The organism is Bradyrhizobium sp. AZCC 1588 (assembly GCF_036924735.1).
In the GTDB taxonomy this organism is placed as follows: domain Bacteria; phylum Pseudomonadota; class Alphaproteobacteria; order Rhizobiales; family Xanthobacteraceae; genus Bradyrhizobium.
The window spans coordinates 4650029-4667758 of sequence record NZ_JAZHSC010000001.1; the positions used below are offsets into that span (position 1 = coordinate 4650029).

Genomic DNA, 17730 nt, shown 5'->3' on the forward strand with positions numbered 1-17730 from the left:
TGTTGCAACGATTTTCTACAGCGCCGGCAGCGCGCTGACGTAGACGTTGATCGCGCCTTCCGCTTCTGCGATCACGCGCAGCGTTTTGGAATCGAAGGCGATGCCGGCGAGCCGCAGCTTGCTGATCTCGGCCGAGACCCGCAGGCCGTCCTCGTTCTTCTGAAGATCGGCGATCGCTGCTGCAATCTTCTTCTGCGCGTTGCCGGCGAACGGCTTGAGGTCGACGACAGCCTTCTCCGCCAGCGTCTTCTGTAGATGCGGGATCGCCGCGCGCGCCGCGGCGCCCAGCAGCCCGAAGGCAGCCTCCGACTCGACGGCGAGTTCGATGTCGGTCAGCCGCAGCGTCTGCTCGGCCTGATCGAGCACCGGCTTGCCCCAGATATGCACGTTGGCCTCGCCGCCGAGGCTCAAGAAGCTCTTCTTTTCCCTGGCGCTGACCAGAAGCGAGATCAGCAGGCGGTTGCCGGAAGCGGCCACGCTGGCGCGCTTGACGGTGACGTCGACCGCGCCCGAACCGTCCTCAGGAAAAGTCTTCCCGGCGAACTGCGCCTCCACGATCTTGTTGATCTCGGTGAACGGCATGTCGATGGGTACGCCGATCGCGACCCGTCCCGGCGTCGGTGGCACCATCGCGATCGTAGCGGGGAACGGGCAGGACGGCTTGGTTTCGCCCGGTGTGATCCTGGTTTCCGCTTCGATGCCGAGCATCAGTGTCAGGTTCGAAGCATCGACGCGCGGCTGCGCGGCAATCGCCCGGGTGGGACGCAATTCCAGCCACAGCGCCGGCATCGTCGAACCGGCTGTCGTGCCCTGCAGCGGAATCGAACGACAGGCCTTGGCCCACTGCACCCGCGCGTTCCGTTCGAAAGTCGGATCGTTGCGCATGCGCGCCTGCACCAGCGCGATTTGCTCGGCGACGTTCTGGTCGATCAACGGCTTCACCTGCGCGGGCACGTTGACGCGCGCGCCGGCCACGCTGAGGCTGGTGTCGCCGAGATTGACCTGCGCTGCGAGATTGGGCTCGATGCGCCAGTTCGCGGCGATCTGTGGTCGCGCTGATATGACGACGTTGCCCTTGATCTCGGCGCTGGCGTTGAGGTTCTTGATGTTCACGCTGCCGATCTGCTTGGAGACGTTGCCGCCGAGCAGGCTTCCGAGCGCTTCGCCGACCGCACCCGTCGCCTTGCCCGACAGCGAGCCGGTTACGTTCAGTGTGCCCGTCAACGGCGTCGCCAGCGACAGCACGTCCTGCGCGCCGGTAGCTACGATCGGCCCGCGCGAGGCGGTCCAGCCGATGTCGGCGTTTTGCAGGATCTGCGAAATCGGATTGTCGGCCTTGCCGGCGAAATTGCGCGGCGCGCCGCGATCGGCGGCATCGCGGATCGCCGACAGCGCAACCGCAATCGGCGCCATCACCGTGGATGCGCGCGCGGCCGGCGGCAGCGGTGGCAATTCGGCGAGCGCCGGCGCGCTGTTCGTGGCGCGAGGCGTGACGAAGTCCATCACCTTCAGGCTGACCACAAACGACATGACGAGGACCGCAAGCGCGATCGCAATGGTCTTGACCCGCATCGGCAGACGCATCGTGCCCCCGGACCCCAATGAAATCGCCCCACAACGTTTTACAGGGGTGGCGAGGGGGACGCCACTGCACATTGCCGCGACCTTAGGTCAACGCAAAACGGCCCCGGCGAGCGCCAGGGCCGTTTCTCGCATTAAGAAAAGCTAATGCCTCAGCGGATGGTCCGGCCGAGATCGGCGCGGCGATCCGTCATCGGCAGCACGATCACCTTGGTTCCGACGCTGACCCGGGAATACAGATCAATGACGTCTTCGTTGGTGAGGCGGAGGCAACCTGAGGAAACACGGGTGCCGATCGTCTCCGGCGCGTTGGTGCCGTGGATGCGATAGATGGTGCCGCCGAGATACATCGCGCGGGCGCCGAGCGGATTACCCGGGCCGCCGGTCATGTGGCGCGGCAAATAGGGCTGGCGGGCAATCATTTGCGGGGGCGGGGTCCAGGCCGGCCATTCGGCCTTGGCGGGTGATCGTCTGGGTGCCCGACCATGTGAAGCCGTCGCGGCCGATGCCGATGCCGTAGCGCAGCGCCTGGCCGTTGCCGAGCACGAGGTAGAGATAGGTGTTGGGGGTATCGATGATGATCGTGCCCGGCGCCTCGCGGGTATAGTAGTTCACGACCTGGCGGCGCAGGCGTGCCGGCAGCTCGAAGCGTTCTTCTTCCTCAGGCGCAGCGGCAACCGGCGGCGGGGCCGCTTCGATCTGCGGCAGGAAAAACGGAAACAGCGGCAGCGGGGCCGCAGTGGCGGGTGCGGAAAATGCGGTGGCGCCAATCGCCAGCGCGCCAAAGGCGGCGGCCGCGAAGCGGCTCAGCATCGATGAATTGGACATGGTCGTCCCCCTGTTTGTCGCACCAGTTCGGTGCGTCGTTGGGGAAACCTCTACAGATGAACCGTTTCAGGACATTTGCACGAAATCGCCAAAATGGTTTCGTGGCGTTAGGGAATTGTTTCGTTAAGGTTTCGTTGACGGAAGCTGGTGGTGCGGCGGGAGGCAATGCCACTCAAAGAAGTAGCACGGCACGCCCAGGCGCTGCCGGCGAGACCGCACTCGCCCGGACAGAGTGTCCTGCCGAAATACCGTATGGTTGCAGCTCGCCAAGAGCCGAGTTCCTTTGCGCTACATCAAGGACGCGTTTGCCTATCGCGCTAAACAAGCGCTGTAGCCGAACAACCCGCCGGCTGTTGAGGCTATGGGCTCGGGCTCCTAGGCACTCCGAGCCCGCCTTGTCCGAGCAGGAGGCTCACATGTCCGTAACCAATCACGCGGATGATCTGGGTTCAGCCGTGCACTACGCGCTGGAAACGACCCATGCCATAGCAGTCTGCCCTTTTCACTTGGATCTGACGATCCGCATCGGTGACGACGCGGCGGAGAGCCATGCCCTTGCGCGTGCCAGAAAGCTCGTCAAGAGCGATGGCACGACGTGGGAGGGTGAAGCTCTTCGGAAGGAGTTTGGACGCCAACTCGGCAAAGCCGCTGACCGGTACTGCCCTTACTGCGCCCTTTTAGGCGACCCAGAGCTATAGGTACGGACTGAAGCGGTTCTGTGACTGGGCAGGCCGCCAGCTTCTCTCGGACATGCGGTTCAGTAGTCCCAGGAGTTTGATCATTGGCGATTTACGACGATGCTGACGTCAATCCTCCCCGTGCCGGTTCGGGGCATGAATACAAGAAAGTGATGCCATGACTTCGCGACGAAACGCAATTTGCCTGCGAGTGCTGCGGTGATCTCGTTACGCTTGAGCAAGCGAAGCTGCGGGGCGATGTCAGCAACCAAAACAAGGCTTGGAACGGCTTGCTCAAAAGCTTGAGACTGTGACCTGCGCGAGGCCCTTCAATCCGCCGGGATAGTCCACGCTCCATGTGCCCCCGATGCAAAGCATCGGCGTTCTAAGAGACGGCGGCCATAGGCCGCCTATGCCACCTTCTCCCATCCCTGAGAGCCTAAAGGGCGCGTGTAACCAATGCAGCCACCCGCCTCTGGAAGCTACTGATCTGTCTGAATGCTTCCCGCCGCTCTGATCCTTCAGGCAGCCGTTGCGCGGCTTCCCACAAGTTCACTAGCAACCGCGCCATATCGATCAATTCATTAAATTCCGGCATTCCAACGGTGCGTTGGCTCAATGTTAGGTCCTCTTGATACGAACGGACTAATGTGAGGGAGGATCGCGGCTTGATGGCGCGCGATCAGTAAGGGAAGAGAGTAAAGTACAACTCGCCTTATCGATGCAGTTGCCGCGCGGAAGTACTGGTGCAGCAAAAGGTGCTCTTCTCCACGCACGCGGCGTAACATCGATCTCCAGCTTTTACTCATGTTGAAAACGAGCATCAGCCAGCATTTGCGGCATCCCTGCGTCATGCAGTCGTCATATTAGAGCCGGTGCATTCCAGGGTTACACGCTGATAATCCGCTTGGCTTCTACCCTCACCCGCCGAGGCCAAGGCGAGTTGGGTGCTCTCGCCCTCATGCTCAGATCGTCCCAATAGGAGGCGATCAGCTTCCGCGGCGATGACTTCAACCGGATCAATAAGCGCGGCGAGTTGGATTGGTCGGGAATTGGTGATGGACGAGGTTATAGTCCTCTGCCATGGGCGCATGACATGCTTTGCAATGCGCGGCCGCTCGGCACAAGGCTGGACCGGCTGCGCACCATTGCGGGCATAGGAACAGACATGAAAGCCGCGAGTTGATCGCTGGATGCAGAAGTCGATCCTGACAGGGCTATTCGACTATGAGAAACATCGTGAACGAGACCGGTGAGATCATCGCCAAGGCAACGCATGACGGCACGTTGGTCGGCGGGCACCACCGCATCGCGGTGGCGGCTAGCCTCGGTCAAAAGCTGCTTTGGCAAGACAGCGGCGAACCTGTGAGCCTTGATGCCTTCTTCAGGCATCCGAATGGTTCTCAGCGACACGTAGGTTCAGGCGCTCGCTGGACCAGCCCTCACTGAGTATGACGAGGAGCACATCATCACGTACATGCGCGTGATGCTGATCAATAAGCGGCGCCTGGCTTTGCCTGGCTAGGGCCTTGATGGTGTGGAACGGATTGTTAGGGGCGCTTGGGGTCTCGGTCGTGGCAAAGGAGGCGATACAGGGCCCGCTAAGGCAACGGGCTTGGCCACGGGAGGCTGCGGCTGCGCGCCTGGCGCGTCGTTCACGGGACTGCTGTGGCGGCCTACAATGTAAGCCCCTAGCGCCGTGACAACCAGTAGAACGAGTAGCGTTTTTGCCCGCATACTCGCACCACTACCTTTAGCCGGTCTTTCGAGCATTCATGGCCCGCTCAACCTCGTCGGCTAGTTGATCCAGATGCCGCGCAAGCCGGTCGAACATTTCGCGCTTCGCTTTGTCGGTAGCCAAGTCCCTGACAAGCGCGCATTCGGCCGCGTCTTTGCGCAGCTTCTCCAAATGGGTTTGATAATCCTTCATTGTCCCCCTGCGTGTCTTAATTTTCCGTGACGGTGGCACGGAGAACAGGAGGCGGACCTGACAAATGTTAGGTCGTCGGCTGCATTACGTCCGGCGCCGGCAAATCTAATCGAAGGGGGAAAAGGCCACCTAACCAATCAAGCCTGGCCGGCTCGCATTCGCGGCATGCCGGCCTCGCCGGCGTTGAGCACGACGCGGCGGTCGGCGACCGCGTGATGGAATTGTTCGAGCGCTAAACCGATCACCGACAGGTCGCCGTCCTCGACGGCGCCGTCGTCATAGCAATCGAGCGCGTGACGCAATATGCCGTCGGCTGTGTTCTGCATCTCCGCCAGCTCTTCCGCCGTTTCCGCCTTGCGTACCCTGGAAATCAGGTCGAGCAGTTCATCGCGATGGCCGACATACACTTCGCGCTCGTCGCTGTTCCAGTAATGCCTGAACCAGGCGCCGGCAGAACCCAGGCCCGACAGGATCAGGATCGCGAACCAGATGTAGTCGGTGTATTTTTCGAGGAACGTTCGCTCGTTGCCGTCGATATAGGCGGCCGCGCCCGCATGCGCCGGCAGCGCGGCATCCTTTTCGGTATCCGGCTTCTCGATCTGCGAGGCGGTCGGCAATTCACGCGCGAGCTGCTGGCGGTTGGTGAAGAGCTGGCGGGCGAAGGCGGCGACCGCCGTATCCGACAATGACTTCGGCGCGATGATCAGGTGGTTGACGGCCACCGTATCGACCTTGTCTTCCGGCCGCTGCGGTGAAGCGCCGAAGATGCTGGCAGGAATTTCCTCGGATTCGTAGATCGGATTTTTCTTGGCGATCGCGTCGGAAACCTCGATCGGCAGGAATTTCGGTTCGCCGCGGGCAGTTGCGGTTGCCGCGATCGCGTCCACGGTGATCTTGCTCTTGAGCGGGCCGACCGCCATGAAGGCATCGACCGACTGATCGCGCGCCATTTCGCCGAGCTGATTGGTGGCGAACTGGCTGATCGTGACCTTGTCGGGATTGATGCCGGACTCTTTCAGAATCCCGCGCAACAGCGCGACATTGGCCTGCGTGCGCCCGATCACGCCGACGCGGTGGCCGGCCAGTTCATCGAGACTCTTGATCTTAGGCGTGGGTTGCTTCTTCGAGCCCTTGGCGGGAAGGCCGGAAGGCGCCCACAGCACGACGACGTTCTTGCGCAGGATGGCAACCGACTCGGCGTTGGCCGGCAGATTCAGGTCGCCGCGCGCCACCGCAAGATCGGCCTTGCCGTCCGTGAACAGGGCTATGCTTTCCACCGCCCCTTCCGTCGTGATCGGCGCCAGCCGTACCGAACTGCCCTCGCGCGCAAATGTCTGTGCCATCAACTGAACCAGCTTCTGGTCGTCGCTGCCGGCCGGGCCGACTGCAATCCGCAGCGTCGTCGGCCGCAGCACGTAATACAGCGTGCCCGCGGCGACGCCGAACGCGAGCAGGCCGGCGGCAAGGATAAGAAGCGCATAGCTCTTCCGCTTCCGCCGGCGGCGGGATCGCGCAGGATTGTCGTTATGGTCTGTCATCTCGCTGTCACGTTACACGAAAATGCGTGGAGGGGACTTAAAAACATCCTTACATATCGATGACGTCATACGCTTGAAATATCCATGGCTGAACGTCGGATTTGAGAATCATTAATCTCGGGTCCGGACATGAAGATATTGATTGCGACCGATGCGTGGCATCCGCAGGTGAACGGTGTCGTCCGCACGCTGACGTCGCTGGCGCGCAGCGCCTCTGCGCTCGATGCCGATATCAGCTTCCTGACCCCGGACGGATTTCCTTCCCTCGGCGTGCCGACCTATCCTGGCTTACGCGTCGCACTGCCGAACCGGCGCGAGATCGCACGACGGATCGAAGAGGCGGCGCCCGATGCCATCCACATCGCAACCGAGGGGCCGATCGGCTGGATGGTGCGCGCCTATTGCCGCCGCCGCAAGCTTTCGTTCACCACGTCCTATACGACGCGCTTTCCCGAATATATCGCCGTCCGCACCGGACTCCCGGCCGCCGTCGGCTATGCAGTGCTGCGGCACTTTCATGCCGCGTCTTCCACGGTCATGGTCGCCACCGACTCGCTGCGGCAGGAACTTTCCGCGCGGGGCTTTCGGAAACTCGGCTTCTGGACGCGCGGCGTCGACACCGAATTGTTCAACCCGCATACGCGGGCGACGCTCGATCTGCCGCGGCCGATCTTCATGACCATGGGCCGCGTCGCGGTGGAAAAGAACCTCGATGCGTTCCTGTCGCTCGATCTGCCGGGATCGAAAGTGGTCGTCGGCGACGGACCGCAGAAGGCGCAGCTCGCGCAAAAATACCCTGACGCAATTTTCCTCGGCGAGAAGAAGGGCGCGGAGTTGACCGCGCATCTCGCCGCCGCCGACGTCTTCGTGTTTCCGAGCCTTACCGACACGTTCGGCGTCGTGCAGCTCGAGGCATTGGCCTGCGGCACGCCGGTCGCGGCATTCCCGGTCACCGGCCCGAAGGACGTTATTGCCGATCATCCGATCGGCGCAATCGACACCGACCTGCGCAGCGCGTGCCTGCGCGCGCTGACGATGTCGCGCGAGGCCTGCCGGAACTTTGCGCTGGCGCGCTCCTGGGAAAACAGCGCGCGGCAGTTCCTCGGCAATCTGACCGCGCTGCAGCCGAGTCGCGTGTTGCGGCCGGTGCGCCGGGCGCCTGTGAGGAGCGCCGTGCAGGGCTGACCCGAAAAGTGCGATCATCAACACAAGTCATATGCGTGAGACGAAAAGGCAAACCAACCATGGCAGACATCATCAAGCTTGACGGCACGAGGCCGCTCGATTTCGACCGCGAAACGGTCGAGCAAGCCTACGATCGCTGGGCGCCGGTCTATGACCTCGTATTCGGCGGCGTATTCAGCAAGGGTCGCAGGGCGGCGATTGCCGCCACCAACAAGATCGGTGGCCGGGTGCTCGAGGTCGGCGTCGGCACCGGCATTTCGCTTCCGCTATATGCGCCGCACCTGCGCATCTTCGGCACCGACATTTCGGAAGCGATGCTGCAGAAGGCGAAGAAGCGCGTCGATGAACTCGGCCTCAAGAACGTCGAAGGCCTCGCGGTGATGGATGCCGAAAATCTCGAATTCCCCGACGATTGCTTCGACGTGGTGATGGCACAGTATGTCGTCACCGCGGTGCCGAACCCCGAAAAGGCGCTGGATGAATTCGCCCGCGTGCTGCGGCCGGGCGGCGAACTCATCATCCTCACCCGCGTCAGCGCCGATGCCGGCATGCGCCGCTTCATCGAGCGGCGACTGCAGCCGGTGGTGCGCCCGCTCGGCTTCCGCACCGCCGAATTCGCCTGGTCGCGCTATGCGCAATGGCTGGCGGGTGCGCGCGGCATGGAGCTGGCGGAGCGCCGCCTGGTGCCGCCGCTCGGCCATTTCTCGCTGGTGCGGTTTCGGAAAATCGACGTCGCCGCGGCTGCCTGACGCGCGCTGATCGCCGTTGCGCCATCGCGCCGCTGCGAACTGTCACATGTCATTATCATGATGTCACATGCCGGACATCGAATCTCAGTAGACCCGATCCCATCGGAATTTGGGGGAGAACATGATCAAGAACTTTCTGCAGGAACTGCGTACCCAGCGCTGGGACGACCATCGCTACTATCACCACAGCCGCATCAACCAGTCGCTGCACTTCGTCAGCGCTGCGAGCTTCCTGTTCGCTTACGCGATGCTGTTCGTCGATCCCGTCGTGTCGGCGCTGGTCGGCTGGCTGGTCTCGATGACGACGCGGCAGGCCGGTCACTTCTTCTTCGAACCGCGCGGCTATGACCACGTCAACCAGGCAACCCACGAGCACAAGGAAGAGATCAAGGTTGGCTACAATCTGCAGCGCAAGGTCGTGCTGATGACGATCTGGGCGCTGTCGCCGCTGGTCTTGTATCTCGACCCGACCTTGTTCGGCCTGTTCACGCCCTGGACGTCGTCGGCGGACTTCATGCGGCAGGTCGCCAAGATCTGGCTTGCGGTCGGCATCGGCGGGCTGTTGTTCCGCACCGTGCACCTGTTCTTCATCCGCGACGTCGAGACCGGTTTGGTCTGGATGACCAAGATCCTCACCGACCCCTTCAGCGACCTGAAGCTGTACTACAAGGCGCCCCTGGCTCTCATGAAGGGCGAGCTGATCGACCCGGGTCTGGAGAAGCACGTCAAGCACGCGTGAGCGTTGCGGCTACTGAAAGCGTCATGCCCGGGCTTGTCCCGGGCATGACCGTCTTCCCATCCCGTCATTCCGGGGCGATGCGAAGCATCGAACTACGATGTGCTATTGCACATCGGAGAATCTCGAGATTCCGGGTCTGGTCCTTCGGACCATCCCGGAATGACGATGTCGCAATACGGAAAGGCGGGAGTCGTGCGCCGAAGAAAGATGTTCGCCTCAGCGCCTGAACTTCTTGGCAAGCATCTCCCGCAGAATCCGCCGCTTGATATTCTTGTTGGTCAGCGAGCCATCATGCCACCACCAGCCGTCGCACTTCATCTTCTCGCTGGCCGCGACAAACCGGTCGACCACCTCAGCGAAATCCGCATCCGTGTAGTTGAGGCTGAAGATCAGCCGGCCGGTGCCGACCCAGCTCAGCGCCAGCCCTTCGGCGCGCAGGTAGTATTGCAGCATCCAGTTGTAGCGCGACGGCTCGGTATATTGCACCGTCCAGATCGAGGAGATGTTGCCGACGCGGACCGGCAGATCCTGCGCGGCCAGCCGCTCGTTCAACGCGTTGGCGCGGCCGTTCCAGGTCTCGTCGAGCCCCTGGTAGACGGCATTGAAGTTCGGGCTGGCGAGCCTCGACAGGAACTCGTCCATTGCCGTCATCACGTAGGGATGCGAATTGAAGGTGCCGCGGGCAAAGCAGACGTCGGCAGGGCGGTCGTCGCGGAAGCGCCGCATCAAGTCCTTAGCGCCGCAGACCACGCCGACCGGCAAGCCGCCGGCGAGGCTCTTGCCGTAGGTCACCATGTCGGCGCGCACGCCGAAATATTCCTGCGCGCCGCCCGCGGCGAGGCGGAAGCCGACGAAGACCTCGTCGAAGATCAGCACGATGCCGCGCTCGGTGCAGACCTCGCGCAATTTCTTCAGCCAGTCGGTGTAGGCCGCGCGATCGAACGCGCCTTTTCGCGAACTGTCGACGAGGGCGGAATCGCCGGGCGCGTTGGCGTTCGGATGCAACGCCTGCAAGGGATTGACCAGCACGCAGGCAATGTCCCTGCGCGTTCGCAGCACATGCAGCGTGCGCTCCGACATATCGGCCAGCGTATAGGTCTCATGCGGCGAGACCGGATTGCCGACGCCCGGTTGCACGTCGCCCCACCAGCCGTGATAGGCGCCGGCGAAACGGACCAGATGGGAGCGTTTGGTGTGATAGCGCGCCAGCCGCACCGCCTGCATGACGGCTTCGGTGCCGGACATGTGGAACGAGACTTCGTCGAGGCCGGAAATCTCGCACAGCCGGCGGACGTTTTCGGTGATGACGGGGTGATAGGGGCCGAGCACGGGGCCCAGCGCGCGGGCGCGCTTTTCGGCTTCCGTGATGCACTCCTTGTAAAAATCATTGCCGAAAATGTTGACGCCGTAGGAGCCGGTCAGGTCGTAGAAGATGTTGCCGTCGACATCGGTGACGGTGACGCCGGCGGAAGACTGCATGAAAGCGCCGGTGCCGAGATTTTCACGCACCAGCCGGCTGTACTGGAACGGCACGCGGTAGGTTTCCGTAAACTGCAGGTCGGAGATGTGCGTCGCGGCCTCGGCCGTCATCTGCCGACCCTTGGCGTAGCGCTCCTCGTAGAGGCAGGCGAGCCGGAAGAAGGCGTCCTGCCGCTGCATGGCGACATCGCTGGGCGCGCCGTCGGAAGCGAAGAAATCGTCGATGTCGAATTCGTAATGCGGCACCAGCCGCGCGACCATCTTGGACATTTTGGAATGCCCGGTCAGCGAGCGGTGTTTTGCGCGCGACAGCGCCAGCCGCGCCTGCAATTTGGGGAACACTGCCGCGGCGCCAGCGACCGCAGCGGCGGACAGGGAAAGAATCGGAAGGGACGAATCCATGCCTGAAGCGCTAGCCAATCCTGCTGACAGATTGATGACAGTCCGGCGCCTGATCGCCCGCTTCACCCAGCAGGAAGACCTCAACTTCCTCCTGACCAACCGCATCCCGCGCGCCGCGCTGACGCGCTTCATGGGCTGGTTCAGCAAGATCGAGAATCCGCTCGTGCGCGATTTTTCGATTGGCTGCTGGCGGCTGTTTTCCGATCTCGATTTGTCGGAAGCGAGAAAGACCGAATTCAAGAGCTTGCACGATTGCTTTACGCGCGAGTTGCGCCCGGGGCTGCGGCCGGCTGATCCCGATCCGCACCTAGTGGCCAGTCCTTCCGACGGCATCATCGGCGCCTTCGGCAAGATCGCCGATACCGAGCTGTTCCAGATCAAGGGCGCGCCGTATTCGCTGCTGGATTTGCTCGGCGATCCCGCGCTGGTGGAGAGCCATCGCAACGGCCGCTTCCTGACGCTCAGGCTGACGTCCAGCATGTATCACCGCTTTCATGCGCCGTATGATTGCCGGATCGAGAAGGTGACCTTCATCCATGGCGACGTCTGGAACGTCAATCCGATTGCGCTGAAGCGGGTCGAGCGTCTGTTCTGCAAGAACGAGCGGGCGGTACTGCAGGCACGCCTGCCGTCCGGCGAGGCGCTGACGCTGGTGCCGGTCGCGGCCATTCTGGTCGCCAGCATCCGGCTGCATTTCCTGGATCGCACGCTCAATGCGCAGAGCAGGGGACCGACGGTGTTTCCCTGCGATACGGCCGTGCGCAAGGGCGACGAGCTCGGCTGGTTCGAGCACGGCTCGACCATCATCGTGCTGGCGCCCGAGAATTTCGAATTTTGCGACAACGTCGCGGAGGGCGGGCGCATCCGCGCCGGCGAACGACTGTTGCGAAAGCCGCAGGTTTAATCTCGATTCTACGGGCTATTGCCTCTATATGCTCGCGGTCGCAGTTGCGACGACGCGGGAAGAGATAGATGGCGAGAGCGCCCGTCATGGCGGCAGGAGGAATCGTGTTGCGACAGGCGGAGCCGCCGCTGATCGCCGTGGTGCGCCTGCGCAAGCGCAATGAATGGGTCTTGCCGAAGGGCAAGCTCGACGACGGCGAGACGCCGCGCGCTGCTGCCGAACGCGAGGTGATGGAAGAAACCGGGCACGACGTTGCCGTGCACGAATTTCTGGGCACGTTAGCCTATGAATCCCGCGGCGGCGCCAAGGTGGTGCATTACTGGCGCATGAAGGCGGGTGATCTGCCCATGCGCAAACCGATGAGCGACGTGAAGACGGTGGACTGGCTGCCGCTTGACGCAGCCGTCGCGCGCCTGTCGCGCGGCTATGAGCGCGCGTTTCTGGAACATGTCGGGCCGATCGCGTTGGCGGCGGCGAATGGTGTGGAAGGGATGGCGTTGCAGCCGGTGTTGCGAGAGCACAAGGCCGAGCGCGTCGGCTTTCTTCAAAACCTGCTTCGACTGTTTCGCTAGCCCCGTGTCCCGGGCGCGATGCAGCGCGCCAGCGATGCATCGCAGAACCAGGACCCACACTCGCGCGGCAGGTAATGGCCCTGGCTCTGCGGCGCACCACTTTGTGGTGCATCGCGTCCAGGGCACGCAAGTGGAATCAGCGCAACTCCTTCGGCGGCGGCTTGCCGCGTTGTGGTGCCGGCGCAGGCCGCCGCGACGCAGTCGGCAATTCCGGCCGTGCCAGCGGCGCGTATGGCGCTTCGGTTTCGGGATTTTTCGTTGTTGCGGGAAAAGTGTTTCGTCGCGGGAGCGCGATTCCCACATCGCTGCCGGTCGAATCGTTTCCACTATTTTTCGTACCGTCACCCAAGGTGGGCAATGTCCCTTCAGCAGGGATTGGCTATAATCTGATTCTGGCGCGGTCCACGCCTCCTCCCTCCGTCGGGAAAGCATCATTCATGCGGGGCCATTTCGATCATCGAACCAACTGTTCGAGCACGCAAAGCATAAGGAGGGGTTGTGAAATTGCTCGCAATAGGAGGTTCTTTCGATGAAGCTATCTGCGCCCCTTTATCACTTGAAGCGTAAGGCCAAACTTCTATCCCGTGCCGAAAACATCCCGCTGCACGAGGCGCTCGACCGCATTGCGAGGCGAGAAGGCTTCAGCGCCTGGAGTTTGCTCGCGGCCAAAATGACTGCAACCGCGCCCGCTGAAAAACTGTTTGCGCGACTGGCTCCTGGCGACCTGGTGCTGATGGGCGCGCGCCCGGGGCAGGGCAAAACCCTGATGAGCCTCGAACTCGCCGTGCAAGCCATGAAGTCCGGCAGTCGAGGCGTGTTCTTCACGCTGGAGTATACGGAGAAGGATATTCTGGATCGTTTCCGCGCCATCGGCGTGGCGCGGGAGGATTTCGCCGGTCTGTTTGAATTCGATAGCTCCGACGACATGAGTTCGGATTACATCATCGAGCGGCTGGCCGCCGCGCCTCGCGGCACCCTGGTGGTCGTGGACTATCTGCAACTGCTCGACCAGAAGCGTGAGAATCCGGAGTTGATGGTTCAGGTTCGGGCGCTGCAGTCGTTCGCACGCGATCGAGGGCTGATCTTCGTCTTTATCTCGCAGATCGATCGCTCGTACGATCCGTTGAAGAAACCATGCCCCGATCTGGAAGATGTCAGATTGCCCAATCCGCTGGATCTGAGCCTCTTCACCAAGACATGTTTCCTGAACAATGGTGAGGTTCGGTTCCGGGCGGCAAGCTAGACGCGACGCCGTGATGCATGAAAGAGGCCCCGTGAAATCTCACGGGGCCCAAGTCTGGGGAGAATAAGTCTGGGGAGAATAAGTCTCGGGTAGAACTCGGGTGACAAATCCTCAGCTCACGCGCTTCCAGGTCTGGCCGCCGCAGAACATGCCGCCGAAGGCGCAGCCCTGGACGCGCAGTGAGCTGGCGCCCTTCAGTGCGATCGTCGAGTCGTAGTTGCGGCCGCTGTCGGGATCATGAATCCGGCCGGTCCACTTGCTGCCCTGGGGCTTCATGTTGATCAGGATCCTTTCGCCGGTGTTGACGGAATAGCCGCACAGATTGGCGCCGCATTGCTCGATGCGCACGTTGCCCTTGTTCTCTTCCGTCGCCCAGACACCGATCGGCGAGTCAGCAGCGGGCGCTGCGGCCGCGGCCGGCTGCGGTGCAGGCGCGGCGGCGGCCGGGGCGGGCGGCGGAGGCGGAGCGGGCGGTGCGACTTCGGTTTGCGCCGGTGTTGCGGCCGCGACGGTGGTTTGAGCGGGCGCAGGCGTTGCAGTTGGTGCCGCGGGAGCCGCAGGCTGCGGCGCGGCGGCCTGGACCGGCGCGGGCGCCGCGGGTTTGGCCGGCGCGGTCGCGACCACCTCATCGTCGTCCTTGCTCTTCGAGCCCAGCCCTTTGAGATCGATATTGCCGAGCGTGCCGTTATAGCCGGGCGCGGTAATCTTGATGCAGGAAATGGCGTTGCAGTTGCGCGGCGATTCGACACGAATGCGCTCGCCGTTGATCTGGAGGGTAATGCCGCCCGCATGCGCCGAGGTGGTGGCCATCAGCAATGCGGCGAGGATGTACAGCTTCTTCATGAGAGCCTCCTGAGCGGCTTGTGCGTGGTGGCGGTGAACGTGGCCGGACCCTACGCGGGCACGGGGATAAGCTCTGTGATGCAGGTCACGAAGCGCTAGAGCCTCTTCGGTTCTGATTGAATCAGAACCGGGCTCTAGATTCTTGTTTTGACGCGTTTTCTTGACGCGAACCGGTGTCCACTTCGCTTGAAAACGCTCTAAGCAGCGCCGAAGTGGCTCGGTGATTCAAATCACATCCAGCCGAAGTTCCGCGCGACTAATTTTCCGAGATCACCCGCGGGAGGCTTCGATGAAACAGATTTGTTTTCTCGCCGTGCTGATGCTGTTTGGTTCTTCCGCCCATGCAGGCGCGATTTCATTCAAGATCGGCAGCCATCGGGTGCACATCGAATCCTCCAGGCATTGCCGTTCGACGTCCTGTGCCTCGATGTCGGTCTCCAGAAGCCTCAACTGGCGCCACAAACGCGACCGCCATGACGATGATCGCGATGGGGCCATGCCGGCGAAGCCTGCACAGACGGTTTCGCCGCCTGCGCCGCCAGCGGCGGCGCCCACCGTCGTCGCCGCGCCGCCGGCCGTCTACACCCCGGCCGCATCGACGACGGAAATCGTCGCGCCGCCACCGTCTCCGCCAACTCCGCCGCCTGCGCCCCCGCCGGCTCAGCAGGTTTCGATTCCATTGCCGCCGCCGCCTGCGAAACCGGCCGAAACTGTGCAGCCTGCGCTACAGGTTGAACGCGTCTCGCGTCAGGCCGAGGAAGAACCATCGGATTCGCCGATCGGCGACTGGCAGACGGAAGGCAAGGGAAGGGTGCGGATCGGAAAATGCGGCGGCGCGCTGTGCGGCTATGTGCTCAATTCATCGTCGAACGAGAAGGGTGAGGCCGTTCTGATCAATATGAAGCCGAAGACGGAAAGGCAATGGACCGGCGGCGTCTACAGCCAGGACAGCGGCGAGACGTATTACGGCACGATGTCGATGAAGGGGAGCGATACGCTTCGCGTCGAGGCCTGCGCGCTTCTCCGCTTCTACTGCTCTGGTAACAATTGGAGCCGTATCATGCGCCGCGCCGATAGCCTGACGATGGTGTCCGCCGAGCCGCGCTCATGAATGGCTCGCGAAAACGCCCGGTGACTTGGTCACCGGGCGTTCGGTCCATTGTCTGGACGGGTAGTCTAGAACACGCCAAGCACAATCGCGCCGACGAAGGCAATTGCAACATACGCGGTTACAACGCCAAGTCTGCTGACGAGAGGACTTACGAAATCCATTGGGAAGGCTCCCTGGGTTCACGTCTGCCCGCACCTAACACTTAAGGTTAGCAAAGCGTTCCCGGCCCAAAAAGTCAGCGCCGCTGTCCATCCACGGAATCTCCACGGTCGGCAGCCCCGGCAACGTGGTAAAAAAATCGTTAAATCAACATGTTGAAGAGTCTTTAAATAAATTGGTTGAACGTGCGCGGGATGACGCGCGGAGTTCGTTTGTATCTCGTCGGCTCCTTCGTCCTCGTCTCGCTAGCGGGTTGTGGCCGCGGATTTTTTCAGTCCGCCGAGCGCGAACCGTGGCGTACCGAGGCCGAAGTCGCATGTCTGAAGTCCGGCGCGGTCAAGGAGAGCCCGGAGCTGGTCCGGATCGATCCGATCTCCGGTCCCGGCGTGTGCGGCGCGGAATATCCGCTGAAAGTGGCGGCGCTCGGCGAAAACACCACCTCTTTCGGCTTTGCCGACGAAAGCCTGCGGCCGCCCGCCAATATCGGCAATCAGCCGCGCTGGCCGATCGCGCGCGCCCCGGCGCCTCCGCCCCAAGGGAACTCTTCTGGGAGCTATTCTGGAAACTATCCTGGGAGCCATTCAGGAAACTATCCGAATCCGGCGCCGCGCCAGCCGAACTATGCCGCGCCGTCGAACGGCCCGATCTCGCTGTCCGCGCCGGGTGTCGCCTCGCAACAGGAGGACATCGATCTGCCGCCCGAAGGCGTGCCGACGCCGCACGGCGGCGGTTATGCGGCGCCACCATCCTATCCACCGCGTGACCGTTACACCGCGCCGTCTTCTGCGCCGTATCCGCCGCCATCCAATTCGCCATCGCCGGCTGCGCCGCGGCTCGGTCCCGCGCCAGGCAATTCCGTCAGCGCCTTCGGTCAGGTCTCGATGAAGCCGGCGGCGACGCTGGCATGTCCGATCGTCTCCGCGCTCGACCGCTGGCTGACCGATTCCGTGCAGCCGGCGGCGATGCGCTGGTTCGGCATGCGCGTCGTCGAGATCAAGCAGATCTCCGCCTATTCCTGCCGCGGCATGAACGGCAATCCGCATGCGCATATTTCCGAGCACGCGTTCGGCAACGCGCTCGACATCGCAGCCTTCACGCTCGCCGACGGCAGGCGCATCACGGTGAAAGGCGGCTGGCGCGGCGTGCCGGAAGAGCAGGGCTTTCTGCGCGATGTGCACGCGGCCGCCTGCCAGCAGTTCAACACCGTGCTGGCGCCGGGCTCCAACTCCCACCACGAGGATCACCTTCACGTCGACCTGATGCGCCGCCCCTCGCGCCGCACCATCTGTCAGCCCGCCGCGGTATCGGGCGAACAGGTCGCCGCGCGCGCCCAGCGTAATCCTTATGCGTCACGCGATCCCTATTTGACGGGATCGCTCGGCAGCAAAAAAACCTGGTCGCGCTGGCCCAGGGGCAACAGCAAGGTCAACGAGGACGACGAGTACGAGGATCATCATCATTAGCGTTGAGCGAACTGCCTAACGCGTAGATCACCTGGGTAAGCCGCGCTCGTCATAACCGAGAAGCTCGTCAGGCGTCGGGCCGGCGTCTGGTAACGCCGCATACCGCTTTCCGATCTTCATCAGCTTCGCAGCAATAGTATCAGCGCTTCGGCGACGGCGTTCTCGCATCAGGCGTTGTCGCAGCGCCAATAATGTGGCGGACGTCGGGGTTTCGCCCGTAAGTTCCGCCAGTTCGATTGCCAGCTCGTACGCTTCATCGTTCTCGATGATCAGACGCATGGGCATATCCGTTGATGGCAGAATACATTAAGCATCCATCATCGATCC

General features: G+C 62.5%; 16 protein-coding genes and 1 pseudogene. 10 read left to right on the forward strand and 7 right to left on the reverse strand.

Annotation, left to right across the window (positions count from 1 at the left end; genetic code table 11):
* Nucleotides 1–15 precede the first annotated feature (15 nt).
* Both V1277_RS21885 and V1277_RS21890 read right to left on the reverse strand, forming a co-directional pair.
* A complete protein-coding gene (locus tag V1277_RS21885; RefSeq protein WP_334418059.1) occupies nt 16–1584 on the reverse strand; it encodes a DUF4403 family protein in 1569 nt (522 codons plus the stop codon).
* A gap of 149 nt (nt 1585–1733) precedes the next feature.
* Nucleotides 1734–2409, reverse strand: a pseudogene (locus V1277_RS21890) (L,D-transpeptidase).
* 416 nt (nt 2410–2825) lie between these two features.
* On the opposite strand from V1277_RS21890, the gene V1277_RS21895 reads away from it, so the two are divergent.
* A complete protein-coding gene (locus tag V1277_RS21895; protein WP_334418060.1) occupies nt 2826–3107 on the forward strand; it encodes a hypothetical protein in 282 nt (93 codons plus the stop codon).
* 1218 nt (nt 3108–4325) lie between these two features.
* Nucleotides 4326–4535 carry a hypothetical protein gene (locus tag V1277_RS21900; protein ID WP_334369949.1) on the forward strand — a complete coding sequence of 70 codons (210 nt, stop codon included), beginning with the start codon at nt 4326–4328 and terminating at the stop codon, nt 4533–4535.
* Between the two features lie 304 nt (nt 4536–4839).
* Here the strand turns inward: V1277_RS21900 and V1277_RS21905 are convergent, their stop codons facing one another.
* Together V1277_RS21905 and V1277_RS21910 are read right to left on the reverse strand one after the other, a co-directional pair.
* The gene (locus V1277_RS21905) at nt 4840–5016 is read right to left on the reverse strand and encodes a hypothetical protein (RefSeq protein ID WP_176722067.1); all 177 of its coding nucleotides are present in this window, start codon (nt 5014–5016) and stop codon (nt 4840–4842) included.
* 137 nt (nt 5017–5153) lie between these two features.
* Nucleotides 5154–6554 carry a TAXI family TRAP transporter solute-binding subunit gene (locus V1277_RS21910; RefSeq protein ID WP_334418062.1) on the reverse strand — a complete coding sequence of 467 codons (1401 nt, stop codon included), beginning with the start codon at nt 6552–6554 and terminating at the stop codon, nt 5154–5156.
* A 129-nt stretch (nt 6555–6683) separates the two neighbouring features.
* Between V1277_RS21910 and V1277_RS21915 the strand changes: the two genes are divergently transcribed.
* The 3 genes from V1277_RS21915 to V1277_RS21925 all read left to right on the forward strand — a co-directional run bounded on the left by V1277_RS21915 (nt 6684) and on the right by V1277_RS21925 (nt 9227).
* Nucleotides 6684–7739 (forward strand): glycosyltransferase family 4 protein, encoded by a 1056-nt coding sequence (locus V1277_RS21915; protein ID WP_334418063.1) that lies wholly within the window; start codon nt 6684–6686, stop codon nt 7737–7739.
* Between the two features lie 59 nt (nt 7740–7798).
* Complete coding sequence (locus V1277_RS21920) at nt 7799–8488, forward strand: class I SAM-dependent methyltransferase (protein WP_334418064.1); 690 nt, start codon at nt 7799–7801, stop codon at nt 8486–8488.
* A gap of 121 nt (nt 8489–8609) precedes the next feature.
* On the forward strand, nt 8610–9227 hold the full coding sequence (locus V1277_RS21925) for a hypothetical protein (RefSeq protein ID WP_334369945.1): 618 nt from the start codon (nt 8610–8612) through the stop codon (nt 9225–9227).
* A 216-nt stretch (nt 9228–9443) separates the two neighbouring features.
* Here the strand turns inward: V1277_RS21925 and V1277_RS21930 are convergent, their stop codons facing one another.
* Nucleotides 9444–11108, reverse strand: coding sequence for an aminotransferase class III-fold pyridoxal phosphate-dependent enzyme (locus V1277_RS21930; RefSeq protein ID WP_334418065.1), 1665 nt, complete (start codon nt 11106–11108; stop codon nt 9444–9446).
* Between the two features lie 34 nt (nt 11109–11142).
* On the opposite strand from V1277_RS21930, the gene asd reads away from it, so the two are divergent.
* The 3 genes from asd to V1277_RS21945 all read left to right on the forward strand — a co-directional run bounded on the left by asd (nt 11143) and on the right by V1277_RS21945 (nt 13827).
* Nucleotides 11143–12012 carry an archaetidylserine decarboxylase gene (asd, locus tag V1277_RS21935; protein WP_334420428.1) on the forward strand — a complete coding sequence of 290 codons (870 nt, stop codon included), beginning with the start codon at nt 11143–11145 and terminating at the stop codon, nt 12010–12012.
* 68 nt (nt 12013–12080) lie between these two features.
* Nucleotides 12081–12584 (forward strand): NUDIX hydrolase, encoded by a 504-nt coding sequence (locus V1277_RS21940; protein WP_334418066.1) that lies wholly within the window; start codon nt 12081–12083, stop codon nt 12582–12584.
* Between the two features lie 529 nt (nt 12585–13113).
* The gene (locus V1277_RS21945) at nt 13114–13827 is read left to right on the forward strand and encodes a DNA helicase (protein WP_334369942.1); all 714 of its coding nucleotides are present in this window, start codon (nt 13114–13116) and stop codon (nt 13825–13827) included.
* Nucleotides 13828–13938: 111 nt separating this feature from the next.
* On the opposite strand, the gene V1277_RS21950 is transcribed toward V1277_RS21945, so the two are convergent.
* Nucleotides 13939–14670, reverse strand: a complete 732-nt coding sequence (locus tag V1277_RS21950) for a DUF2147 domain-containing protein (RefSeq protein ID WP_334418067.1) — start codon at nt 14668–14670, stop codon at nt 13939–13941.
* A gap of 289 nt (nt 14671–14959) precedes the next feature.
* On the opposite strand from V1277_RS21950, the gene V1277_RS21955 reads away from it, so the two are divergent.
* Together V1277_RS21955 and V1277_RS21960 are read left to right on the forward strand one after the other, a co-directional pair.
* On the forward strand, nt 14960–15781 hold the full coding sequence (locus V1277_RS21955) for a DUF2147 domain-containing protein (protein WP_334418068.1): 822 nt from the start codon (nt 14960–14962) through the stop codon (nt 15779–15781).
* A 353-nt stretch (nt 15782–16134) separates the two neighbouring features.
* Nucleotides 16135–17403, forward strand: a complete 1269-nt coding sequence (locus tag V1277_RS21960) for an extensin-like domain-containing protein (protein WP_334418069.1) — start codon at nt 16135–16137, stop codon at nt 17401–17403.
* A 27-nt stretch (nt 17404–17430) separates the two neighbouring features.
* Here V1277_RS21960 and V1277_RS21965 read toward each other — a convergent pair whose 3' ends face one another.
* On the reverse strand, nt 17431–17682 hold the full coding sequence (locus V1277_RS21965) for a type II toxin-antitoxin system VapB family antitoxin (RefSeq protein WP_334418070.1): 252 nt from the start codon (nt 17680–17682) through the stop codon (nt 17431–17433).
* Nucleotides 17683–17730: the final 48 nt, after the last annotated feature.